Origin of the sequence: Corallococcus interemptor (assembly GCF_003668875.1) — a bacterium.
GTDB classification, from domain to species: domain Bacteria; phylum Myxococcota; class Myxococcia; order Myxococcales; family Myxococcaceae; genus Corallococcus; species Corallococcus interemptor.
Genome location: NZ_RAWM01000141.1, coordinates 1 through 23,316, shown reverse-complemented (window position 1 = coordinate 23,316; position 23,316 = coordinate 1). Strand labels below are relative to the sequence as shown.

Genomic DNA, 23,316 nt, shown 5'->3' with positions numbered 1-23,316 from the left:
CGTCGTGGGAGCGGGCGCGGGGGGCGGGGTCTTCTCCTCGCGCACCTGGGCCAGCTCCTGGACCACGTCGTAGTACCCGCACTCCTGGCGCTGGGCCGCCAGCGACGGCGTCACGCCGCGCAGGATGTCCACCACCGCGAAGGGCCCCAGGGGGGACGTCTCCGGTTCACCATCCGTGAGGGCGCGGACCCGGAAGTCCTCCTCTTCGGTGAGGAGCGCGAGCGCCTCGCGGACCTGCTGTGCGGGGGCCGGAGCCTTCGCGCGTCGGCAGAAGTCCGACACCGCCACCGCCACCGGGGTGGGCACGTCATCGGGCTGCCGTCTTCTCTGCCAGGGACTGATCATGGAAAGGTTCGGAAAATTGCTCGTTTACGAGGGCGGATGCCTCTATCTTCGCGGCCAGACAGGTGTCAATGAGCCAGTCCGGCCTCAATGTAAACAGCTCACGCGCGGCGCAAGCCGAAGACACCGGAGTCCGTGGTAGTCAGCGGGGGAGCAGGCGCTTGCCCGGGCCGGCCATTGAAATTGTCTTGCGGGAGCAGGCATCCCCACCCCAACACATGGGGTGCTTCAGAGATTGCAGATGACGACCCATCACCACAGCCACTCCCACTCCCACGGCCCCTCGGACAAGGACAAGGACGAGGTCCTGGCGCGCTACATGGCCCAGCACGGGCTGAAGAGCACGCGCCAGCGCAGCCTCATCATCGACACCTTCTTCGAGGTGGGCGGACACCTGTCCGTGGAGGAGCTGTGGAACAAGGTGCGCGAGCAGGACACCAAGGTGTCCGTGGCGACCGTGTACCGGACCATGAAGCTGCTCAACGAGTGCGGCCTGGCGCACGCGCGCAACTTCGGTGACGGGCAGACGCGCTACGAGGCGGCGGCGGGGCGCGAGCACCACGACCACCTCATCTGCACCAGCTGCGGCACCATCGTCGAGTTCGAGAACGACCGCATCGAGACGCTCCAGGACGCGGTGGCGCGCAAGCACGGCTTCACGGTGACGTCGCACAAGATGGAGCTGTACGGCCTGTGCCGCGAGTGTCAGCTCCGGGGTGGCCCGCCGGGGTCCGAGGCCTGAGCCCGGTGCGACGGCGCGCGCTCCTGTGCGCGGTGGCGCTGGCTGCGCTGGCTCTGACCGGCGCCTGTGCCCACGGCGGACCGGTGGACGCCGGGCCCGCGTTCTACCGGGCGCTGTGGCTGCCGTCGGTGGGGCCCACGCGCTACGACCCGCGCCAGCTCCCGGGCAAGGTGGTGCTGGTGTCCTTCCTGTCCACCTGGTGCTTCCCGTGCCTGGCGGACCTGCCCACGCTCAAGCAGCTCCAAGAGACGTACGGGCCCCAGGGCTTCCAGGTCGTCGCGGTGGGGATGGACATCGACGAGGGCAAGGTGCTGGGCCCGTTCGCGGACCACTACGCCTTCCCGTACCCGCTGCTGCTGTCGGATGAGCGGATGCGCGCGGGGCAGAGCGCCTTTGGCCGCATCCGGGCGCTGCCCAGCACGGTGCTGCTGGACAGGCACGGCCGCGCGGTGGCCGCGTGGCAGGGCATCGAGGGCCAGGCGGACGTGGCCAAGGCCATTGAAAAGCTGCTGAAGGCGGACTGATTCCACTCGCCACCCGGGGTGCTGCCGGGGTGCTACAGGGCTGGAGCGGAATTCTTGCGGGCAGGGGGGCCGCTGGTACCTTCGCCGGCGCTCATGACGTCCCGGCGAAAGCTCCTGATGGTGGCGGCGGTGGTGGCGGTGGCCCTCAGCCTCGCTTCGGTGGCGGACGCCAAGGGCTTCCGGCGCTACCTGCGCCTGCGGCAGGACGTGGAGGCGCTCGACGAGCGCAACCGCGCGCTGGCCGCGCAGAACGACGCGCTCCGCAAGGAGATCGCGGCGCTGCGCAAGGATCCGGCGACGCTGGAGCAGTCGGTGCGTGAGGAGCTCGGTTACGTGAAGCCGGGCGAGATCGTCTTCCATCTGGAGTCGCCATGACCTCGCTGCCCGCGGTTCCCTCTCCGGCGAAGCTCGTGCGCGCGTTCTTCCGCGCCATCCCCGCGGCGGTGGCGCTGGCCACCTTCGTCCACCTGGCGCAGGGCGGCTTCAGGGGCCTGCACACGCTGGGGTGGACGGAAGCGGCGCTGGTGATGGGGCTGCTCGTCGGCATCGGCATGGCGGCGTGGCGCCGGGCGATGCGCTCGTCGGTGGGCGCGGTCATCGACCTGCGCGACGACCTGGAATTGGGCGGCGGGCTCATCTCCGCGGCCTTCATCGTGGTGGCCATTGGCGGCGGGGAGCTGTTCCCCATCGTCTATCTCTTGATGGCGTTCCTGGTGGCGTTCCTGCCGCGCAACGCGGGCATGACGCTGCTGGGCGTGGCGCTGGTGTACGACGGCCTGGTGACGCTGGGCGGGCCGGTGGTGAACGTCACCGGGTTCCTGACGCACACGCTGTTCCTGGCGCTGTTCGCGGGGCTGTACCACCTGGTGCTGTCCGCGCGGATGTTGGTGGCGAAGCGGGCGGAGTCGGACGCGGTGCAGAAGCGCATCCGCGAGGTGGAGGAGCGCGCGCGCACCTTCCGGCTGGTGTCCTCCGGCACGCAGGACAGCTTCAGCGGGATGAACTCCGACGAGAAGTGGCTGGTCGCGTCGGTGAAGGAGATTGAGGGCGCGGTGCACGCGGCGCTCGAGATTGCCGAGACGGGCCTGCGCACGGACACCTGCGCGGCGTTCCTGCTCACGTCGGACGACCGGAGCCTGAAGCTGTACGACTGCCGGTCCGGTTCGGAGCGGGTGCAGCGCGAGAAGTTCAACGCGGGCGAGGGCATCATCGGCGGGGTGCTGAAGCGCCGCGCGCCGGTGCGGATGAACTCCCCGCAGGGCTTGAAGGGCGTCACGTACTACGAGGGCGGCGGCCCCACGGTGCAGGCGCTGCTGGCGGTGCCCATCCTGGAGGGCAGCGGCCTGGTGCGCGGCGTGCTGGTGGCGGACAAGCTCAAGAACGAGCCCTTCACGGACCAGGACGAGAAGATGCTGACCACCATCGCGGGAGAGGTGTTGCGCTCCATCGAGGTGGAGCGGGTGATGAGCTACATCCGCAAGACGCGCGATGAGAAGGACCGGTTCTTCCGGGCCATTGAAGAGCTCAACCGCGCGGGCAGCCCGGACCAGGTGTTCGTGGCGGTGCTGGAGGCGACGCGGCAGCTGGCGGGGCTGGACTTCTGCGCGGTGACGCTGGTGTCGGAGCAGGAGGGCAAGCGGGTGCACCGCGTGGCGCGGATGACGGGCGTCACGGCGCAGGGCAAGGCGCTGGAGGGCCAGACGTTCCAGGACAACAACGGCCTGGTGGCGAACGTGGTGCGCTACGGGGCGCCGCTGCCGGGGCGGGACATCAAGGCGATGGACCGCCAGGTCATCTTCGATGAAGAGACGCAGGTGCGCGGCCTGGGCGCGCTGAAGATCTTCCCGCTGGTGGCGGGGGACCGGATTCTTGGGACGCTGGTGGCGGGGTCGCGCAAGAAGGCGGCGTTCGAGCAGGACGTGCTGCGGATGATTGAGGTCATCGCCATCCAGGCGGCGCAGGCGGTGTTGCGCGCGCAGCTCTACGAGCAGATGGAGAAGATGGCGACGACGGACGGCCTCACGGGGCTGCTCAACCACCGCACGTTCCAGTCGCGCGCGGACGACATCCTGGCGCAGGCGCGGCGGTACAACCGCAAGTGCTCCATCATGTTGACGGACGTGGACCACTTCAAGAGCGTGAACGACACCTACGGCCACCCGACGGGCGACCAGGTGCTCAAGGGCGTGGCGCGCATCATCAAGACGCTGGCGCGGGACACGGACGTCGTCGCCCGCTACGGCGGCGAGGAGTTCGTGATGGTGATGCCGGAGACGGACGTGCAGGGCGCGAAGATCATCGCGGAGCGCATCCGCGAGGCGGTGATGGCGGAGGTGTTCCAGACGGAGATGGGCCCGCTGCGCATCACCATGTCGCTGGGCATCGCGACGTTCCCGGACAACGCCATGGAGAAGCAGCAGATGATCGACCTGGCGGACCAGTGCCTGTACCACTCGAAGCGCAACGGCCGGAACCAGTCCGTGACCGTGGCGCAGATGCAGGGCGGCCGGAAGCTGGCAGCGGTCGCGGAGTAGGGCGGTTCAGTCCAGGTCCGCGAGCTGGCCTTGCGCGAGCTCGCGGTAGTACGGCACGACCTCCACGGCGAGCAGGTCCCGCATCTGCTGGCGCGCGCCGTCCAGGTCGCCCTGGTCGCGCAACCGGTACATGCGGTGGAGGGCATCGCTCATGCGCCGCGAGCCCTCCGTGACGCGTTGGCGCATCCGGTGGAGGAGGGTGAGCGCGGCCTCCGGGGTGCGCAGCCCGGCTTCTACTTCCGCGGCGGGCATGGCCACGGAGGGGCCCACGCGTCGCAAGAGGTCGCGAAGGGCATCGTCCAGGACAATGGCGCTCTCCTGCTGGGCGCGCGTGTCGAGCACGCGAAGTTGATGCCAGTCGCCTTCGAGGTCTTCGACCATGGCCTTACTTCCTGGAGGTGGGAGCACACGCCTTGAAGGGCCATTCGTGCTGCCCCTCGCAGTATCTCAAACATTCATAGCAACGTCCCTTCCATCCCTGGTTCTTGCAGTCGACGTAACTGCGAATGCACGCCTGCTGCCATTCAGGAAGCTGCGCGTTGTTGGCGAAGTCGTCTTCAGTCAGGCGTGACGCTTCGTAAGCCGTTTTCAGCGCGGTGAGTGCTGCGATGGCCTCGGCCTCTGAAGCGCCGCAGCTATCGACGGGGCTCAGGGGATGCGACTTGATGCAACAGCTCATGGTCGAGTCCGCAGGCGTGCACGTCGCGAGCGGAGCGGCTGCGCAGCCTCCGGTGAGAGCCCCTGCCGCGAGCACGGCGATCCAGGACCGATAATTCATGAGGCCCATGGTATGGGACCCTCTTCTTGATGACTCCGGTTCCCCTCGCTGTCACCACCAGCACGAAGACGGATGCGGCCACGGTGCGCGAGGCGCGGGCCGTGGCGCAGCGGTGGAGTCTGCCGTTCATGCCTCGCCGCTCCAGTGAGGGCATCGCGCCCTGGCTGGGCACCAGGGTCGATGCGCTGCTCGTCGTGGGCGGTGATGGCGTGACGCTGTGGGAGCCGCAGGGCTCGTTCGGCTTCCATGCGGGCATGGCGCACCTGCGGCGCATGCGCCTTCGGCAGGGACAGCGCGATGATGCGTTCCTCAAGGTCGCCGAAATCGTCCCCGGGGATGCCGTGCTCGACTGCACGCTGGGCCTGGCCCAGGACGCTCTCGTGGCGTCATTGGCCGTGGGGCCCACGGGTCGTGTCGTGGGCCTGGAGAAGAGCCTGCCGCTGTGCATCGTCGCCGCGGAGGGGCTTCAGCGCTACGACCGGGGCGCGGACTCGTGCGCCATTGAAGTGCTTCACACAGACGCGCACGCGTACCTGAAGACGCTGCCCTCGAAGTCCTTCGACGTCGTCTTCTTCGATCCGATGTTCGCCAAGCCCAAGAAGGCCCAGCCCGCCTTCGACGTCCTGCGCCGCTTCGCGGAGCACGCTCCCCTCACTCCCGAAGCCGTGGAGGAGGGGAGACGCGTCGCCCGCCGGTGGGTCGTCGTGAAGGGCGCCCGTCACACCGACGACCTGAAGAAGGTGGGCATCCAGCCGGAGCCCACCTCGCGCTTCAGTGACGTCATCTGGGGACGGCTGCCCGCGCTTCCCTGAGCTACTCCTTCTCCACCGACCCCTTCGGCGGACCCTCGCTCCCCATCGGAGACAGCTTGCTCGACAGCGCGCCGGCCTGCTCATGCGCCATCAGGTCGCGCGGCGAGCGGAAGTACTGCATCGGCGAGTGGTGCAGGAAATTCGACACGCGGCTCGTGTAGAGACACGCGTACTGCTCCACCTGGTAGCCGAAGCGGCTGTTCTCGTTGCCTTCCTTGAACAGCAGGCCCCAGTACGGGTTGAAGCCCTCCTCGACGTCGCGCTCCAGCGTGACCGCGATGCCGTTGGTCTCCTTCAACGAACGGCGCAGCTTCTCCAGCTCCGCCTTCGCCTTCTTGCGCAGCTCCTCCGCCTCCTGCCGCTCCGGCTCCGACAGCGCCTCGCGTTCCAGCCGGCGCTCCAGGGCGTTGAGCACCGTCTTGCGGTGGTTCACCTCGTCGTCCAGCCGCGCCCGCGTCAGCTCCACCTCCGACAGCGTGACGATCTCCTCGCGATGCGCGTCCGTGTACGTGATCTCGTCCTCGATCTCCTGGACGATCATGCACGTGCGCCACAGCGAGGACTTCTTCGACTTCAGGATGTCGCCGTAGATGTGGTCGCCCACGTAGAGGATGTGCTCGCCCCGGTAGCCGGTGAAATCCTCGAACTGCGCCAGGTTGCCGCCCGAGTACACCGTGCCGCGCTCCAGCGACTTCGCCTCGCCCACGACCTTGCCGGCCTCCGTGGACGAGTCCAGCTCCAGGAACGGCCGATTCTCCGTGAAGAACGCCGGCTTGCCCGCCGCCGTCACCACGAAGTCGAAGTAGTTGCGCCAGCTGGGGTACTCCGGCAGCTGCCCGTCCAACAGGTAGCGCATCACCGCGTTCGTGTAGTCCCACGCGGAGTTCGTCAGAAGGAACAGCCGCTTCCCGCCCGAGCGCAGCTTGTGCAACGCCGGCCCCAGCTCCGGGTCCAGGAACACGTAGCGCGCCAGGTCCTTGCGGATCTCCCGCTTGAGCGAGTTGTCCCGGTGCACCGTGTCGATGGCTTCCCGGATGTCGTCGTAGAGCTTGCCGTAGTTCACGGTGTGCCCCAGCGACTCCATCAGCTCGATGATGCCCGAATACAAGCACGTCTCCGGCAGCGCGAAGAGCGTGTCGTTCCACGCGAACTGCGGGTTGCGCAGCCGCACGCGCTTGTTGCGGTACAGCTCCTTCCACGCGTCGCGCTTGAGCGGCCGCAGGCCGTGGTACGCGCGCCCCACGTGACCGAAGCGGTCCATCTTCAGGACGTTGCCGTTGACGCGGTCCACCGCCAGCCCGCGCATCACGAAGTGATGGTCGTAGATCAGGCCGCCCACGAACGGCGGGTAGCCGTACTCGCTGATCAGCTTCGCGAGCGTCATGTCGAACGACAGCTGCTCCAGCCGGCGCATGTGGTAGATGGCCAGCGTGTAGTCCATGTCGAACCCGATGAGTTCGATGTGGTCCATGCGCAGGTTGCGGTTGACGAACACGTCCCGCGCATGCGGCACCTGGTCCACGGCCTCACGCGGCGTCGTGAGCAGCCGGCCGAGCACGTCGTCGGTGAGCAGGTCCCTCGCCCTGCGGGCCGCGTCGGCGGTGTGTTCGCGGCGGATGGAGGAACGGAAGCTCCCGTGCAGCGGATCCGCGAAGGGTCCGCCCGGGATGGGATGGTAAGGGGAGAGGTAGGGCGCCACGGGACCTCAAGACATAACACGCGCGGCAGGCCCTTCGCCCGCGTCCTTGCGGGCTTCGCACGGGGCTGGCACGCTTCTGTCCAACGATGCGCTCCCCACGTCCATCCCCGGCCTCCGCCGAGGACCTCCACGCGCGCCTGTCCGCTCGCATCACCGCGCTGGAGGACCGGGTGCGCCGTCTGGAGGCCCGCCTCGCCCTGGAGGCCCGCAAGCCTCCGCCCGTCCGCAGCCGCGCCAGCATCTCCGCCGCCACCGTCCGCACCACCAGGCCCCGGCCCCGCTGCCCTGGCTGCACCCTGGAGCTGCCTCGCGGACGGCGCGGTGAGTCGTGCGTGTGGTGCGGCTTCATGTTCGCCGCAGTGTCCCGCCGCCGCGCCAGCATGCCCAAGACGCCCCGGAAGCCCCGATGAGCGGGATGTACCGGCTCACTGGCCGCACGGAGGCAGGCGACCTCGCGGAGCTGTACGAGGCCCTGCTGCTGCCCACCGTCAACGTCGCGGTGAAGCTCTTCCTGCCGCGCACCTCCGACCCCGCCTATGCCCGCGAGCTGGCGGAGACGGTGCGGAGGCTCCAGCCCGTGCGCCACCCGGGCCTCCTGCACGTCGTGGACGTGGGCTTCGTGCGCCAGCGGCTGGCCGTGGTGCGCGAGGACGTGGACGGCTTCACGCTGGGCATCGCGCTCCAGCGCCTGAACACGAAGGAAGTCCTCCTGCCGCCCACGGTGGCGCTCTCCATCGTCATCGACCTGCTGGAGACCGTGCAGCTGGCGCATGACGCGGGCGTCGTCCACGGCGCCATCACCCCCGGCAACGTGCTCTTGTCCCGCGACGGCTTCCCGGCCATCTGCGACTTCGGCGCGCTCCAGGCGCTCTTGGCCGTGCCCCAGCTCAAGCGCACGTTCGCGCACCGGGGACGCAGCGCGTACCGCGCGCCGGAGGTGACTCGCGGTGAGGCGCCCACGGAGGCGTCCGACGTGTACTCGCTGGGCGCCATCGCCTACGAGCTGCTGACGCTGCGCGAGGCCGTGGTGCCCGGCAGCGGCGTGAGCACCCGCCGCGAGGCGCTGCCCCCGCCCAGCCGGTTGGACCGGCGGATCAACTCGCGGCTGGATCCGGCCATCATGCGCGCGCTGGATCCCGCGCCCCAGCGGCGCTTCCGCTCGTGCGGCGAGTTCGCCCAGTCCCTGCGCAACTTCCTCTCCACGGGCGGCGGCCTGCCCGGCGCGGAGGAGGTGGCGCGCTTCGTGTCGGAGCTGTTCCCCAACGAGGTGAGCCTCGCCGCTCCAGGACCCGTGCCGTTCGCGGAGCCCTTCGACCTGGAGCCCATCTCCGGCGCGGAGATGGAGGACCTGCACGCCGAGGAGCACGAGGCCTCCATCGTCCAGCGCGCCCCGTACAGCCGCGCGCCCACGGCGCAAGAGTCCTCCGCCGAAACGCAGGAGGCCATGCCCGGCTTCGAGGAGTTCCGCCCCGAGGACTACGCGGCCGACGCGTCCGTGGACGACGAACCCCTCCCGGAGTCCGAACCGCGGAGCACCGAGCTTTCGCCCGCGGGCCCCCTGGAGCAGGGCTGGGACGCGCCACCCGGCGTGCTCGCGCAGAAGTCCCGCCGTCAGTCCGAAGGCCCGGCGGCGCCTCGCGCGGGACGCAATCCTCGCGTGAAGGTCATCGAGGACTTCTCCGGACCGCCCCTGGGCGACGACGAGCCGCCCGTGCCCACCGGCCGCCGCGCCGCCATGCGCCCCGGACCGCCGCCAGGCTCGAACGAAGAGCCGCCGCTCGCGAAGCGCCCGGCCCTGCGCCCCGCGAAGTTCGCAGGGGGGAGGGCGCCCGGCCAGGAGACGGCGATCCTCCCCGCGGGCGGAGGCGTGCCTTCCGCAGCCCCCGCGCCCGCCCAGGAGCGCCGGGGCCGCGCCGAGCCCACCGAGGCCCTTCCCGCCGAGCCCCGGTCCGAGCGCCGCATGGCGCCTCCCAAGGCGGAGCCCCGCGTGCGCTCCGACATGGCGGAGCCCGCGCCGTCGGACCGGCACCTGCCAGTGCACCAGCGCTTCGACACGGTGGAGACGCCGCGCATGGACGCGGTGGACACCGCCGCCCGCCGCAAGCGCCTGATGTTCATCGCGGGCGGCATCGCGCTGGTGGGCCTGTTCATGTTCGCGGTCGCCGCGTGGCGGCTGGGGCTGGACCCCGTGCACGAGCCGGAGCTGCCCCGCTACGACCCGAACGCCCCCGTGGCGAACGGCACGCCCGCGAACCCGTCCGCGCTCAAGCCCATCACGCCCCCTCCGCCCGCGCCTCCCGTCGACCCGGCGGCGAGGGACATCGAGGACGAGGACACCACCGAGCCGGACGTTCCTCCGAAGAGCCAGCGCGCGTTCCTGTCGCTGCGCACGAACCTGCCGGCGAACGTCTTCATCGACGGGGTGAAGGTGCGCCGCTCGACGCCGCTGTTGAACTACCCGGTCCGCGTGGGCACGCGCGACATCCGCGTGGTGGCCATCTCCACCGGCGAAGAGAAGGACTTCCAGCTCCGCTTCACGCGGGGCCAGCACCAGAAACTGGAGGAACAGTTCCAGCCTCCCCCCACCAGGCGGTGAGTTCCGTGGAGCGCACGCGCATCTTCGTCGTCGAGGACCAGCCCCAGCTCCTGAAGAACCTGGTCAAGGTGCTGGGCACCTTCCCGGAGCTGGAGGTGGTGGGCACGTCCCAGGACGGCGAGCAGGCCGTGGACGACATCGTCCGCGAGCGCCCGCAGCTGGTCCTGCTGGACCTGGAGCTCCCCAGCCTCAACGGCATCCAGGTGACCCAGAAGGTCAAGCGCCGCGTGCCGGAGGTGGAGATCCTCATCCTCACGTCCTTCGAGGACGAGCAGAAGGTCTACGAGGCCATCCAGGCCGGTGCGTCCGGCTACCTGGTGAAGCGGGTGGGGCCGGAGAAGATCCGCTCCGGCATCCAGGAGGTCATGGACGGGGGCACCGTGCTGGAGCCCATCATCGCCCGGCGCTTCTGGAACTACTTCCAGTCCGTCCAGGCGAAGCCCGCCCAGAAGCCCGCCGAGCTTCCCTGGGGGCTGACGGAGGTGGAGCTGGACGTCCTTCGCTACGTGGCCAAGGGCCTGTCCAACGCGGAGGTGGGGCGGGTGATGACGCTGGAGCGGCGCACCGTGCGCACGCACCTGTCGCATATCTACCGGAAGATGGGCGTCAACTCGCACGTGGACGCGGTGGTGATGGCCCTGCGTCAAGGTGTCGTGGATCTCTAGCCGCGCCGTGGTTACGGTGTGGCACCTATGTCCAAGGCATCCCCGCGGTCCACCGCCGTGCGCGCGGTGGACCCCACGCTCGCAGCGCTCTTCGACGTTCACGAGGCAACCCTGCCCAACGGCCTCAAGGTCCGCCTGCTGGCGAACCATCAGGCCCCCGTGGTCAGCCTCTACACCTTCTTCCAGGTGGGCAGCCGCAACGAGCGGCCCGGCATCACCGGCATCAGCCACCTGTTCGAACACATGATGTTCAACGGGGCCAAGAAGTACGGCCCCAAGATGTTCGACAAGACGCTGGAGTCCAACGGCGGCCGCTCCAACGCGTACACGTCCAATGACATGACCGTGTACTACGACGACTTCAGCGCGGACGCGCTGGAGACGGTGCTCGACCTGGAGTCGGACCGGATGCGCTCGCTGCGCATCTCCGACCAGACCCTGGCCAGCGAGCGCCAGGTCGTGATGGAGGAGCGCCGCGTCCGCGTGGACAATGAAATCCCCGGGATGATGGACGAGGAGCTGGGCACGCTCGTCTACAAGGCGCACGCGTACCGCTGGCCCGTCATCGGGTGGATGGCGGACATCGAGAACATCACCCGCGAGGACTGCCAGCAGTACTTCCGCACGTACTACGCGCCCAACAACGCGGTGCTCTACATCGTCGGGGACATCGACCCGAAGAAGACGCTCGCGCTGGTGAAGCGCTACTACGGCAACATCCCGCGCGGCCCCACGCCGGCGCCGGTGCTCAACGCGGAACCGGAGCAGAAGGGCGAGCGCCGCGCCGTGGTGCGCCACCCCGCGCAGTCGCCGTCCGTGATGATCGGATTTCGCGGCCCCGCCGCCAGCAACGAGGACACGCTGGTGCTGGACGTCGTCCAGTACATCCTCACCAAGGGCGAGGGCAGCCGGCTGGTGAAGTCGCTGGTCTACGATCAGAAGGCCGCCGTGTCGGTGATGCTGGACTGGAGCTGGCGCATCGACCCGGGGACCATCCTGTTCTACCTGGAGCTCAAGCCGGACTCGGACCCCGCGAAGGTGGAGGGCCAGCTGTACGCGGAGCTGGCGAAGCTGGCGCGCGACGGCGTCACCGACAAGGAGCTGCAGAAGGCGAAGAACAACCTGCGCGCGGACCACCTGCGGGAGCTGTCCACCAACAGCGGCCGGGGCCACGCCCTGGGCCACTACGAGGCTTTGCTGGGCGACTGGCGCGAGGGCCTGTCCCTGCCGACCTTCTACGCGTCCGTCACCGCGGAGCAGGTGAAGGACGTGGCCGCGAAGTACTTCGCCCCCGAGCGCCGCTCGGTGGTCACCCTCCATCCCGAAGCCGGCGCTGAAGAAGCCGGTGACGAAGCGGCGGAGGCTTGAGAACCATGGCCTCCCGAAAGATCGCCAAAGTGAAGAACACCGTCCGCAAGGCCGCCAAGGTCGTGCGCAAGCAGGCCTCGGCCGCGCGCAAGAAGGTCGCGCAGGCGAAGAAGGCCGTCCCGGCCCGCGCGAAGAAGCTGCTGAAGGCCGCGCCCGCGCCGAAGTCCGCCGCCACCGGCGAATTGAAGCTGCCCGCGCTGCATGAGAGCACCACGTCCACGGGCCTGCGGGTCATCGCCGCGGAGCGCGGCCCGCTGCCGCTCATCTCCGTGCGGCTGGTGATGCGCGCGGGCGGCGTGTTCGACCCGCCGGGCAAGGACGGCCTGGCGGACTTCACCGCGCGCCTGCTGCGCCGGGGCACGAAGAGCATGGACGCGGATGGCATCAGCGAGGCCATCGAGTTCGTGGGCGCCAGCCTCTACGCGGGCGTCAACGAGGACGTGCTGTCCGTCTACCTCACCACGCCCGCGGAGCACTTCTCCGCGATGCTGGACGTGCTGGGACAGGTGGTGCGCGAGCCCACGTTCCCGGAGCAGGAGGTCGTGGACGCCCGGGAGCGCGCGCTGGCGCAGTTCGCCAACGACCTGGATGATCCGTCCTCCATCGCGGACCGCGCCTTCACGCGCGCCATCTGGGGGGACCACCCGTACGGGCGCGACCTGGGCGGCAACAAGCGCACCGTGGCCACCTTCACCCGCGACGACGTGGTCCGCTTCCACGCCGGGTGCATGGGGCCGAAGATCTCCCTGCTCACGGTGGTGGGCGCCATCGACCCGGCGACCGTGGCCGCGGAGGCCGAGCGCGCCTTCGCCGGCTGGACGGGCGGCCCCGACGCGGAGCCCATGCTGCCGCGCAAGCAGGAGCCGCTGGCGAAGGCCGGCACGGTGCTGCTGGTGGACAAGCCGGACCAGACGCAGTCCCAGGTGCGCCTGGGCGGCCCGGGCTTCTGGCTGGGCCACGAGGACTACTTCCCGGCCACGGCGATGAACATCGCGCTGGGCGGCGGCTTCACGTCGCGGCTGATGAACGAGATCCGCGTCAACCGGGGCCTCACCTACGGCGTCAGCTCCTACTTCGACACGATGAGCGCGGGCGGCATCTTCGCGCTGTCCACGTTCACGAAGACGGCGTCCACGCGGGAGATCATCGACGTGGCGCTGAAGGAGATCCACGGCGTGCGCGACAGCGGCCTGAAGCCCCGCGAGCTGAAGGACGCGCAGAGCTACCTGGCCGGCCTGTATCCGCTGCGCACGGAGACCAACGAGTCCGTGGCCTCCGTCATCGCGGACATGCGCATCCACGGCCTGGGCGACGACTGGGTGGAGAAGTTCCGCGACCGGCTGCGCGCCGTGACGCCCAAGGACGTGGCCGCCGCGGCGAAGAAGTACGCGTTCGCGGACCGGCCCCTCATCGTGGTGCTGGGCAAGGCGTCGGAGGTGAAGCCGCTGCTCGAAGGGCTGGGTCCCATCACCGTCGTGCCGGCGTCGGACTACGAATGAGGGGTGACGTTCCCCGCGTCCTCTTCGAGGGCGCGGGCGTGATGGTGGTGGACAAGCCGGCCGGGGTGCTCGTCATCCCCGGCCGCGAGGGTGGCCCGTCCCTGCGCGACACGCTGGAGGCCGCGCTGGGCCGCAAGGTCTACGTGGTGCACCGGTTGGACCGCGACACGTCCGGCGCGCTGGTGTTCGCGATGGATGCCAACGTGCACCGCGCGCTGTCCCAGGCCTTCGAGGCGGGCAAGGTGCGCAAGCGCTACCGCGCCCTGGTGGAGGGCCGGCTGGAAGCGCCCCAGATGGTGGACGCGCCGCTCGTCGCCGGCCGCAAGGGACGCATGCGCGTGGCCGGGCCCCAGGAGCCGGACGCGAAGCCGTCCCGCACGCGGGTGCGGCCGGTGGAGACCTTCGCGCGCGCGTCCCTGGTGGAGGCGGAGCCGCTGACGGGCCGCACGCATCAGATCCGCGTGCACCTGCTGTCGTTGGGACATCCGCTGCTCGTGGACCACCAGTACGGCCGCGAGGCCCCGCTCACCGAGGGCGACCTGGGAGGGCAGGGGGCTCAAGAAGTCCTGACCCGCACGCCGCTGCACGCCGCGCGCGTGGAGTGGCCCGCGCTTCCCGGGGTGCCCGCGCGCGGGGTGGATTCACCGCTGCCGCCGGACATGCAGCGCACGCTGGAGCTGCTGCGCGCGGCGGGGTGAGCCGCCTCACTCCTTGTACGGCTCCAGGCGGAACGTGTTGGACTCGCCGGTCGCGCCGAAGCTGTCCCTGGCGCTGAGGCGCACGTTGCCCGCCGGTGCGTCCAGGGCAACGAACCCGAGGCACAGGCCGCCGATGCAGGGGCCAATCTTGGCGGGCGTCACATTTCCGCGCGACGCGTAGAGCTCCAGCGAGCCTTGGAAGTCCCCGGCCCGGGGCCCCTGCGCGTGCACGGTGATGGCGAAGGACGTCCGGCTCACGCGCGTGCCTTCGATGTCGTCGAAGGAGAACCCGGTGATGTCGCCCTCGCGCATGGGCACGTCCGGCCCGGGGCCCCCATCCACCTGCACTCCGCCATCCTCGGTGTCGACCCCTCCGTCGAAGCCCCCGTGGATGGGCCCCGCGTCGGTCTCGATGAGCACGCCCCCGTCCTCGAGCAGGGGCGGGTCGATGATTTCCTGCCCCGGTGGGCGCAGGGTGAGCGCCCTTTCGGCCACCGCCTCGCGCCCGTCGTCCAGCCGCAGCCGTATCGCGTGCGCGCCCGCGCCCAGGCCCCTCGGCACCGTCGCGATGGCGACGCCCTCCGGGTCGAAGCGCGTCACCGTCGCTTCCTTGTCGTCCACCCAGACGCGGCCTGAACCCATGCGCGCCTCCACCGTCCGCGCGCCGTAGTCCACGGCCACGCCGTAGCGCGCGTCGAAGCGCACCGTGACGTCCTGGTCCTTCGCGTTCACCGGCAGCGTCGCCGGCTCCACGGAGACGATGCTGGGCGCGGGCAGCGCCGAGGGGTCGCCCGCGCAGGCCCACGCCAGCACCGCCAGGCCCACCGCGCCCAGGCCCGCGCGCATCACGGGAAGAACCTCAGCCCCGCGGATACAGATACGCCGCCCAGCTGGGCGCGCAGCGACGGAGTTTTCACGGGCGCCAATGCCGCGCGCACCTCCGTGAGGAGGCTGAAGCGGCCCAGCTGATAGGCGCCCTGCGCGGCCAGGAATCCCATGGCGCGCACTCTGCGCTCATCCACGGCGGCAGGAAAGACGTCCCCGGTCCCAATGCCTTCTGTCGACAGGTGATGGCTCAAGGCCAGGGCTCCGCCGCCTGCACGGCCGTCCAGCTGAAAGGAGCCCTGCTGGAAAAGGGCGATCCGCGCGGACAGAAGCAGGGGAATCCCCCACACACGCGAATGCACCTGGGTGTCTCCCTGCTGACCATCCAGGCTCGCGTGGCGCAGGCCCACCTCCGCCTCCGCCGCCACGCGGTGGCGCCACACCGGCAGCGGCACGGACACGCCCAGTCCCAGCAGCGGTCCACCGTTGGCGCCGCTCGCGAACGCGGCGCCGCCCAGGAGGAACAGCGACGGATTCCACGACACCGGACGCCAGACCCCATGCCCCGGGAAGATGGAGCCGGTGGTCGGGACCTCCACGAACTGCTCCACCTTGGGTGCCGCGGGCTTCACCGCGCTCCGGATCATCACCGCGTCCCTGGTGGGCGCATCACGCCAGCGCACGGAGACGGACACGTCCTTCGCGTCCGCGCGCGGCCGCACCGTGTAGCGCGCGCCTTCCGGCTTCACGGTGGCGCCCTCCGCGACCACGGCCAGCTCCGAGGGTGTGATCCGCTCCCCGGCGCCTTCGATGATCAGCCAGCCACCGCCCTCCACGGGCAGCGGATCCGGCGTGAGCGCGACGACGAGCGGACGCGCGGCGGGCACCTCCAGCGGCGCGCGGCGATCCGTGGTGAGCGTTCCCCGCGTCGCGAGCACGCGCGCCTCCGTCGCGTCCGGAGGCACCTCCACGGGCACCTGCGCGCGGCCATGCCCGTCCGCCTTCACCGGGCCGAATCTCGCGTCGCCCACCGCGACCACCACCTCCGCGCCCGCCGCGGTGGACACGTCCAGCGTGGTGCGCCCCAGGAGTGGCAGCCGCACGGTGGTGACCTCCGGCGCGCGGCCGTCCTCCACCCAGAACGCGAGCACCGCCCACAGCGGATAGCGCACCGGCGGAGGCGTCCAGTGGAAGACGCGCTCGGCGCCGCCCTCCAGCTTCGCCTGGGCCCAGGTGCCGGAGGAGGCCGCCGCGCGCACGGGGCCGGCGCCCTTGGGCACCCGCACCCGCACCTCCACGGTCGCGTCCTGCCCGAGCACCACGCGCCCGGGCGTCGCCTCCACCTCCGGCGGTTCCGCGCGCGCGACGGCGGCACCCAGCACGAAGAGGCAGACAGCGAGTTGGAGCGGCGGACGCATACGGGAAACCCAGCGCCCCAGTTGACCGCCGCTCCTGCCTCCAGGTCAATCCCCGGAAGGCAAGGAAGTCTCAGGGAGCGCGTCCAACTCCGCGTCCGAAGGCAGCTCGGCCATGGGCTTGTCCGCCGGGCCCGACTGCCTGGTCGTGGGCGGGCTGAAGGCGGGCTTGTCCGTCGGCGGGCCACCGCGGCCGTGCACCAGCGTCTTGGTGTCCGAGCGGAAGGTGAGGTCCACCTTGTCGCCGCGCACCGCCGTCACCAGGCCCACGCCGAACGTCGGGTGGTGGATCACCTGGTCGACCTTGTAGGTGTCCTTGGGGCTGTACTTGGGCGCGCTCGCGATGTCCTTGCCCGCCAGCTGCTCGTCGAAGGAGATGATCACCTTCTCCGCGCGGGGAGTGCTGGAGGCGGCGCGGGGCGCGCGGGTGGTGGAGGCCTTGGTGGGGCGGTCCGTGACGCCCGCGGCGCCCCGGAACGCGTGGTCCCCGCCGCAGGTGTTGCAGCGGACGCGCACGATCTTGGGACCGACCATCGCGAGGATGGTGTGCGCCAGATTCATCTTGCAGCGGGTGCACTGGGCATCCACCTCGCCGCCGACCTTCTGAGTAGCCATGCTGTCGTGTCGCTCTGGCCCGGCAACTCCCCACAGGGCGCGCCGGGCGTGGAAGTAAAGAGGGCCGCGCAACATAACGGCCGACCCCTGGCGGAGGAAGTCCCATCGCATCCCACCCGCGTGCCGCGTGGGAGCCCACCGGCCAACCAGCCGATGGAGGTGGGGGTGGGATGGCCCGGCGCTCACTTCCCTTGTGCGGCGTTCCGGAGCACGTAGAGTCGCCCGCCTGAACGCATGACCACCGAGACCCCCAGCAAACCCAACCGGTTCACCGGCGCCTTCACTCAGTCGGTGGAGGGCCTCGGCAAGGGCATCATCGACGTCGTCAGCAGCATTGGCGGCGTGGTCGCCCTGGGCCTGGATGTCTTCCGCTGGAGCGTGCGCCGCCCGTTCCGGCTGCACAACCTCTTCACCCAGCTGGACTTCGTGGGCGTGGGCTCCATCTTCATCGTGGGGCTCACCGGCACCTTCACCGGCATGGTGTTCGCCCTCCAGACGTCCACGGCGTTCGCCCTCTTCGACGCGGAGAGCCTGGTGGGGCCCACGGTGGCCCTGACGCTCACGCGAGAGCTGGCCTCCGTGTTCGCCGCGCTGATGGTCACCATGCGCGCCGGCTCCGCCATGTGCACGGAGCTGGGCACCATGCGCGTCACCGAGCAGGTGGACGCGCTGGAGACCATGGCCGTCAACCCGGTGCAGTACCTGCTGGTGCCCCGGGTGCTCGCGGGCCTGTTCATGGTCCCCGCGCTCACCATGCTCTTCAACACCACGGGCATGACGGGCGCCTACGTGGTCGCCGTCTTCGGCCTGGGCATCTCCCCCGGCACGTTCCTGTCCCGCACCCAGCAGTGGATGGCCCCGGCCGACGTCTACGAGGGGCTGATCAAGGGCGCCATCTTCGGCCTCGCCGTGGCCCTCATCTGTTGCTTCAAGGGCTACAACGCGTCCGGCGGCGCCAAGGGCGTGGGCCAGGCGACGACCGAGGCGATGGTCGCCAGCGCGCTGTCCATCTTCATCCTCGACTTCATCGTCGGCATGTTGATGCACTGATGAACGCCCCGACTCCGCCCGGCTCCGAGCGGGCCATGATCGACATCGTGGACCTGCACAAGACGTTCGCGGGGAACAAGGTCCTCACCGGCATCAACCTCACCGTGCCCGCGGGCAGCACCTGCGTCATCCTGGGCGGCTCCGGCTCCGGCAAGACGGTGCTGATGAAGCACATGATCGGCCTGCTCAAGCCGGACAGCGGCAAGGTCATCGTCGACGGGCAGGACATCGTCCCCATGGGCGTGGAGGGCCTGCAGCAGGTCCGCCGCAGCTTCGGCATGGTGTTCCAGGCCGCCGCGCTCTTCGACTCCATGACGGTGTTCGAGAACGTCGCCTTCCCGCTGCGCCAGCACACCAAGCTGTCCGAGGACGAGATCCGCGTCCAGGTGAGGAAGCGCCTGGACCTCATGGGCCTCAAGCGCGCGGTGGAGGACCGCTTCCCCGCGGACCTGTCCGGCGGCATGCGCAAGCGCGTGGGCCTGGCGCGCGCCGTGGTGCTGGACCCCAAGGTCGTCCTCTACGACGAGCCCACCACCGGCCTGGACCCCATCACCACGGACTCCGTGGACGACATGATCCTCACCGCGCAGAAGGAGCTGGGCGTCACCAGCGTGGTCATCAGCCACGACATCGCGTCCGCCTTCAACGTGGCCAACCAGATCGCCTTCCTGTCCAAGGGCGTCATCGTGGAGCACGGCCCGCCGGAGCAGCTGCGGCAGTCCCAGCACCCGGCCGTCCAGGTCTTCCTCCAGACGTGGTTCGGCAAGAACTAGGACATGGGGTGGGGAAGCCGGTCCCCCAAGGATTCCAGTCCTTCATGAAAAGCTGGCACCCGGCATGCAAATCGTTAGAGTCGCGCGCGGCCGGTGGTAGCGCTCGGAGTCACATCAGGTGAAGAAGCTCGTCACGCCCTTCCGTGTTGGCCTGCTGGTCCTCGCCGCCGGAGGATTCCTCATCACGTTCGTGCTGTTCGCCAAGAAGGGCGGCCTGAGCGACCGTGACTCCACGCAGGTGTGGGCCTACTTCCGGGACGCGTCTGGCCTCGCGGTGCGCGGCCGGGTGCAGATCGCCGGCATTCCCGTGGGAGAGATCAGCGACATCAGCCTGGAGGGCACCCGGGCGAAGATCTGGCTGAAGATCCGCAAGGGCGTGGACCTGCGGCAGGACGCCGCGGTCACCAAGCGCTCGGAATCCCTCCTGGGCGACTACCTGCTGGACCTGAACCCCGGCACGGAGCAGGCGCCGGAGCTGGAGAACGGCGGGCAGATCCGCCGCGTCATCGACACCCAGGGCGTGGAGGCCGTCTTCGAGTCCCTGTCGCAGATCACTTCCGACATCCAGCAGGTGACGGGCGCGCTGCGCGAGGTGCTGGGCGGGGAGAAGGGCGCCGGCAGCCTGGAGCGCATCGTGGAGAACCTGGTCCGCCTGTCGGACTCGGTGGACGCGACGGTGCGCCGCAACACGGACCGCCTGGACACCATCATGGCGAACGTGGAGGGCGTGTCCTCCGACGTGCGCGCCATCACCCAGGGCAACGGCGCGGAGGTGACGCGCATCGTCACCAACGTGGAGCGCATCACCCAGGACGTCCGCGAGGTGCTGGGCACCGTCAAGAACATCGTGGGCAGCGGGGAAGGGGAGTTCAAGGAGAGCGTCTCCAGCCTCAAGCAGACGCTGGGCCGGCTGGACAACACCCTGGCCAACCTGGAGGACATCACCCGCAAGGTGAAGGACGGCGAGGGCGCCGCGGGCGCGCTGCTCACCGACGAGCAGCTGGGCCAGCGCGTCTCCGAGGCCGTCACCGACGTCAGCGAGTTCGCCACCCGCCTCTCCACCCTCCAGACGGAGGTGGGCCTGTTCAGCAGCTACCTGGTGTCCCAGGGCGCGTCGAAGAACGGCCTGACGCTGAAGCTCATCCCCAAGCCGGACAAGTACTACCTGCTGGAGATCATCGACGACCCGCGCGGCTCCGTCAGCACGCAGGTGGTCCAGACGAACCCGCCGTCCGAGGGCGACCCGGTCATCCAGACGCAGAAGGTGACCAAGGAGTCCTTCAAGGTCAGCCTCCAGTTCGCCAAGCGCTACTACTTCACCACCCTGCGCGTGGGCCTCATCGAATCCACGGGCGGCGTGGGCGCGGACCTGCACCTCTTCGACGACGTGCTGACCCTGAAGATGGACGCGTTCAACTTCACGGCGGACGAGCTGCGCTACCCTCGCCTGCGTGGCATGCTGAAGGCCCAGGCGTTCGACCACGTGTACGTCATGGCGGGCATGGACGACATCCTCAACGCCCGGCAGCGCGACGCGGCCACCCGGCGCCTCATCGCCGGCCGCGACTTCTTCTTCGGCGCGGGCTTCTTCTTCACCGACGACGACCTGAAGGCCCTCATCACCACCATCGGCGTTCCGGCCTTCTAGACCGTTGTCCCCTTGACGTTGCCGGGAAGGTGTCGTACCCGGCACGGGCACGGGGTTTCCCCTGGAATGCGCCGTGCCCTGACGCGATGTCGTCCCCGCGCCGGGTCACCCCCAGGAAGAAGCCTCCATGTCTCTTCTCGTCGTCGGTTCAATCGCGCTGGACTCGCTGGAAACGCCCTTCGGCAAGAAGGAGGACGTGCTGGGTGGCTCCGCCACCTACTTCTCCACCACCGCGTCCTTCTTCGGCCCCGTGCAGCTGGTGGCGGTGATTGGCGAGGACTTCCCGGAGTCGCACCTGCAGTTCCTGCGCGGGCGCGGAATCGACCTGGAGGGGCTGACGCGCGAGGCCGGCCGCACCTTCCGCTGGAAGGGCAAGTACGGCTGGGAGCTCAACGAGGCGCAGACGCTGGACACCCAGCTCAACGTCTTCGAGTCCTTCTCCCCGAACCTGCCGGCCGCCTACCGCGAGACGCCCTACGTCTTCCTGGGCAACATCCACCCGGAGCTCCAGTCGCGCGTGCTGGACCAGGTGAAGGCGCCCAAGCTGGTGGCCGCGGACACGATGAACTTCTGGATCCAGGGCAGCCGTCCGGCGCTGCTCAAGACGCTCCAGCGCGTGAACCTGCTCTTCATCAACGACGCGGAGGCCCGCCAGCTGTCCGGCGAGCACAACGTGGTGAAGGCCGCCCGCGCCATCCTGGCCATGGGCCCGTCCCGCGTGGTCATCAAGCGCGGCGAGCACGGCGCGCTCCTCTTCGACCACGACCACATCTTCGCCTGCCCGGCGTTCCCCCTGTCGGAGGTCTTCGATCCGACCGGCGCGGGTGACACCTTCGCCGGCGGCTTCATGGGCACCCTGGCCAGCTCCGGCGGCAAGGTGGATCAGCAGGTGCTGCGCAAGGCCATGGTCATGGGCAGCGTGATGGCCTCCTTCACCGTGGAGAAGTTCAGCCTGGAGCGCCTGCGCGAGGTGCAGCGCCCGGAGATCCACGCCCGCTTCGCCGAGTTCAAGAAGCTCACCCACTTCGACGACCTGGGCCCGCTGGGCGGGTAGGGGAGCGTTGGGTGGAAGAGGGAGGACCCGGTGTGGAACTTGACGGGCCGCGCCCACCCTTCCTAGGCTCGAGCGGACGCAGTGGATGAATAAATCCGGTGCGGACGTCCTTTTTCAGCGCCGGCGTGGACGGGAAGCTGCCACGTCGGGAGGTCCCCCCGGGTTGAGCGAAAATCGAAAGCACGCGCGGGTCGGCACCCTCCTGCGCTGCTGGTGCGAGGGTGAGAACGTGACCCTGTATGCACGCATCGCCAACCTGAGCGAGGGTGGCCTCTTCGTCAGGACGAGCACCCCGCTGGCGGCGGGGACGCGTGCGCAGGTGCGGCTCACCCAGCAGGCGACGGACACGCAGTTGCAGGCCCAGGCCACGGTCGTGTGGTTGCGTCAGGAAGAGCAGCCGTCCGGCCGGCCTCCCGGCATGGGCCTGAGATTCGAAGCGTTGGACGCGGACGCATTGACGAGTCTGCGGCGCATCATCTCCCAGCAGCAAACCCACCCCTAGGGTTCCCATGCGCATCGCCGTCATCTCCGACATCCACTCCAACATCGAGGCCCTCACGGAGGTGCTGAGGGTGGCGGAGCACCAGAAGGTGGACCGCTTCGTGTCGCTGGGGGACATCGTCGGCTACGGGGCGTCCCCCAACCCCTGCTGTGAGCTGGTGCGCTCGGTGGCGGAGATCACGCTGCTGGGCAACCACGACGCGGCGGTGGCGGGGCGGATGGACTACTCGTACTACTACGACGCCGCCCGGCACGCGCTCGACTGGAGCGCCAACGTCATCTCCGACGAGAACCTGGCCTGGCTGCGCAGCCTCCCGTACACGTACCGGATTGGGGAGGTGGGCTTCTGCCACGGCTCGCCCATCGACCCGAAGGCGTACGAGTACATCTTCGCGCTGGAGCAGGCGCGGGAGCTGACGCCGTACGTGGCGGAGCTGCCGGAAGTGACCTTCATTGGCCACAGCCACCTGTGCCGCGCGTTCGCCATTGGCAACGGCGAGGTGAACGACGTGGTGGCCCAGAAGTTCGTGCTGCGCAAGGGCTACAAGTACATCGTGTCCGTGGGGAGCGTGGGCCAGCCGCGCGACTACGACAACCGGGCCTGCTTCGTCATCTGCGACACGGACGCGCGCACGGTGGAGTACCTGCGCGTGGAGTACGACATCGAAACCTCCGCGCAGAAGATCTTCGACGCGGACCTGGCGCTCAACTTCGGCAAGCGCCTGTTCCTGGGCGTGTAGGCACGACGGCGCGCCCCGTGCGGAAAAGGGGCGCGGCCGGACGGAAGGTGGCATAAACCGGGGCCGTGCGCCCCCAGGTCCTCCGTCCGAAGCGGCCCTTCATGGGCCTTGGTCTCGCAGCCCTCCTCTTCGCCGCCGGGTGCAGCCGCTCGCCCGCGCCGCCCTCGCCCGACTTCGCCCAGGCCAGCAGCCGTTGGACGGCGCTCTACGGCCAGAAGCTGGACGAGGCGTACCTGGACCCCTCCATCGGTGAGATTGAAGCGCAGCTGAAGCGCGTGCCCGCGGACAGCGTGGACTCCGCCGCGTCCCAGTCGCTGCTCCAGCGCATCCAGGAGGGCCGCACGCGCATGCAGGCGGCCCAGGAGGAGAAGCGCCGCGCGGTGCAGAGCGCGCGCTCGGTGCCCACCCTGGACCCCACCCAGACGAACATTCCCCGCC

22 protein-coding genes and 2 pseudogenes are annotated in these 23,316 nt (G+C 69.7%); 18 read left to right on the top strand and 6 right to left on the bottom strand.

What is annotated here, in order from left to right:
* A pseudogene (locus D7X96_RS33055) lies at window positions 1-345 on the bottom strand (hypothetical protein); the annotation flags it as partial.
* A 238-nt stretch (window positions 346-583) separates the two neighbouring features.
* Between D7X96_RS33055 and D7X96_RS33050 the strand changes: the two are divergent.
* The 4 genes from D7X96_RS33050 to D7X96_RS33035 all read left to right on the top strand — a co-directional run bounded on the left by D7X96_RS33050 (window position 584) and on the right by D7X96_RS33035 (window position 4,142).
* Window positions 584-1,084, top strand: coding sequence for a Fur family transcriptional regulator (locus tag D7X96_RS33050; RefSeq protein WP_199747343.1), 501 nt, complete (start codon window positions 584-586; stop codon window positions 1,082-1,084).
* The gene (locus D7X96_RS33045; protein ID WP_121771550.1) at window positions 1,081-1,608 is read left to right on the top strand and encodes a TlpA family protein disulfide reductase; all 528 of its coding nucleotides are present in this window, start codon (window positions 1,081-1,083) and stop codon (window positions 1,606-1,608) included. The genes D7X96_RS33050 and D7X96_RS33045 overlap by 4 nt, the downstream gene beginning before the upstream one ends.
* Window positions 1,609-1,701: 93 nt before the next feature.
* Window positions 1,702-1,983, top strand: coding sequence for an FtsB family cell division protein (locus D7X96_RS33040; RefSeq protein ID WP_120551597.1), 282 nt, complete (start codon window positions 1,702-1,704; stop codon window positions 1,981-1,983).
* Window positions 1,980-4,142, top strand: coding sequence for a sensor domain-containing diguanylate cyclase (locus D7X96_RS33035; protein WP_120551596.1), 2,163 nt, complete (start codon window positions 1,980-1,982; stop codon window positions 4,140-4,142). Before D7X96_RS33040 ends, D7X96_RS33035 begins: the two co-directional genes overlap by 4 nt.
* 6 nt (window positions 4,143-4,148) lie before the next feature.
* Here D7X96_RS33035 and D7X96_RS33030 read toward each other — a convergent pair whose 3' ends face one another.
* Window positions 4,149-4,523, bottom strand: coding sequence for a DUSAM domain-containing protein (locus D7X96_RS33030; RefSeq protein ID WP_121771549.1), 375 nt, complete (start codon window positions 4,521-4,523; stop codon window positions 4,149-4,151).
* Window positions 4,524-4,949: 426 nt separating this feature from the next.
* On the opposite strand from D7X96_RS33030, the gene D7X96_RS33020 reads away from it, so the two are divergent.
* Complete coding sequence (locus D7X96_RS33020) at window positions 4,950-5,732, top strand: class I SAM-dependent methyltransferase (RefSeq protein WP_120551594.1); 783 nt, start codon at window positions 4,950-4,952, stop codon at window positions 5,730-5,732.
* Window position 5,733: 1 nt separating this feature from the next.
* On the opposite strand, the gene D7X96_RS33015 is transcribed toward D7X96_RS33020, so the two are convergent.
* On the bottom strand, window positions 5,734-7,431 hold the full coding sequence (locus D7X96_RS33015) for an HAD-IG family 5'-nucleotidase (RefSeq protein WP_120551593.1): 1,698 nt from the start codon (window positions 7,429-7,431) through the stop codon (window positions 5,734-5,736).
* 86 nt (window positions 7,432-7,517) lie between these two features.
* On the opposite strand from D7X96_RS33015, the gene D7X96_RS33010 reads away from it, so the two are divergent.
* From D7X96_RS33010 to D7X96_RS32985, 6 genes are read left to right on the top strand one after another with little or no spacing between them, the layout of a single operon-like run.
* Complete coding sequence (locus D7X96_RS33010) at window positions 7,518-7,841, top strand: hypothetical protein (RefSeq protein WP_121771548.1); 324 nt, start codon at window positions 7,518-7,520, stop codon at window positions 7,839-7,841.
* Window positions 7,838-10,027: a serine/threonine-protein kinase gene (locus D7X96_RS33005; protein ID WP_121771547.1), complete on the top strand. Its 2,190-nt coding sequence runs from the start codon at window positions 7,838-7,840 to the stop codon at window positions 10,025-10,027. The genes D7X96_RS33010 and D7X96_RS33005 overlap by 4 nt, the downstream gene beginning before the upstream one ends.
* 5 nt (window positions 10,028-10,032) lie before the next feature.
* A complete protein-coding gene (locus D7X96_RS33000) occupies window positions 10,033-10,692 on the top strand; it encodes a response regulator (protein WP_120551598.1) in 660 nt (219 codons plus the stop codon).
* A 27-nt stretch (window positions 10,693-10,719) separates the two neighbouring features.
* Window positions 10,720-12,060: a M16 family metallopeptidase gene (locus D7X96_RS32995; RefSeq protein ID WP_120551590.1), complete on the top strand. Its 1,341-nt coding sequence runs from the start codon at window positions 10,720-10,722 to the stop codon at window positions 12,058-12,060.
* Window positions 12,061-12,065: 5 nt separating this feature from the next.
* Complete coding sequence (locus D7X96_RS32990) at window positions 12,066-13,559, top strand: M16 family metallopeptidase (protein ID WP_120551589.1); 1,494 nt, start codon at window positions 12,066-12,068, stop codon at window positions 13,557-13,559.
* Window positions 13,556-14,257 (top strand): RluA family pseudouridine synthase, encoded by a 702-nt coding sequence (locus tag D7X96_RS32985; protein WP_121771546.1) that lies wholly within the window; start codon window positions 13,556-13,558, stop codon window positions 14,255-14,257. The genes D7X96_RS32990 and D7X96_RS32985 overlap by 4 nt, the downstream gene beginning before the upstream one ends.
* A 6-nt stretch (window positions 14,258-14,263) precedes the next feature.
* On the opposite strand, the gene D7X96_RS32980 is transcribed toward D7X96_RS32985, so the two are convergent.
* Genes D7X96_RS32980 through D7X96_RS32970 form a run of 3 tightly spaced genes read right to left on the bottom strand, consistent with a single transcriptional unit; the run spans window position 14,264 to window position 17,112 of the window.
* Complete coding sequence (locus tag D7X96_RS32980; RefSeq protein ID WP_147442910.1) at window positions 14,264-15,106, bottom strand: hypothetical protein; 843 nt, start codon at window positions 15,104-15,106, stop codon at window positions 14,264-14,266.
* Window positions 15,103-16,500: a hypothetical protein gene (locus D7X96_RS32975; protein WP_120551586.1), complete on the bottom strand. Its 1,398-nt coding sequence runs from the start codon at window positions 16,498-16,500 to the stop codon at window positions 15,103-15,105. Before D7X96_RS32975 ends, D7X96_RS32980 begins: the two co-directional genes overlap by 4 nt.
* Window positions 16,501-16,545: 45 nt before the next feature.
* Window positions 16,546-17,112 carry a hypothetical protein gene (locus D7X96_RS32970; RefSeq protein ID WP_120551585.1) on the bottom strand — a complete coding sequence of 189 codons (567 nt, stop codon included), beginning with the start codon at window positions 17,110-17,112 and terminating at the stop codon, window positions 16,546-16,548.
* A 234-nt stretch (window positions 17,113-17,346) separates the two neighbouring features.
* Here D7X96_RS32970 and D7X96_RS32965 point away from each other — a divergent pair, with 234 nt between their 5' ends.
* The 7 genes and pseudogenes from D7X96_RS32965 to D7X96_RS32935 form a co-directional block, all read left to right on the top strand.
* Window positions 17,347-18,162, top strand: coding sequence for an MlaE family ABC transporter permease (locus D7X96_RS32965; RefSeq protein ID WP_120551584.1), 816 nt, complete (start codon window positions 17,347-17,349; stop codon window positions 18,160-18,162).
* 35 nt (window positions 18,163-18,197) lie between these two features.
* The gene (locus D7X96_RS32960; RefSeq protein ID WP_120551583.1) at window positions 18,198-18,935 is read left to right on the top strand and encodes an ABC transporter ATP-binding protein; all 738 of its coding nucleotides are present in this window, start codon (window positions 18,198-18,200) and stop codon (window positions 18,933-18,935) included.
* A 118-nt stretch (window positions 18,936-19,053) separates the two neighbouring features.
* Window positions 19,054-20,583: an MlaD family protein gene (locus D7X96_RS32955; protein ID WP_120551582.1), complete on the top strand. Its 1,530-nt coding sequence runs from the start codon at window positions 19,054-19,056 to the stop codon at window positions 20,581-20,583.
* 127 nt (window positions 20,584-20,710) lie between these two features.
* Window positions 20,711-21,637: a PfkB family carbohydrate kinase gene (locus D7X96_RS32950; protein WP_014397093.1), complete on the top strand. Its 927-nt coding sequence runs from the start codon at window positions 20,711-20,713 to the stop codon at window positions 21,635-21,637.
* A 163-nt stretch (window positions 21,638-21,800) separates the two neighbouring features.
* Entirely contained in the window at window positions 21,801-22,139 is a 339-nt protein-coding gene (locus tag D7X96_RS32945; RefSeq protein ID WP_120551581.1) for a TIGR02266 family protein, read from the top strand.
* Window positions 22,140-22,146: 7 nt separating this feature from the next.
* Window positions 22,147-22,878: a metallophosphoesterase family protein gene (locus D7X96_RS32940; protein WP_014397091.1), complete on the top strand. Its 732-nt coding sequence runs from the start codon at window positions 22,147-22,149 to the stop codon at window positions 22,876-22,878.
* Window positions 22,879-22,979: 101 nt separating this feature from the next.
* Window positions 22,980-23,316 (top strand): annotated as a pseudogene (locus tag D7X96_RS32935) (hypothetical protein); the annotation flags it as partial.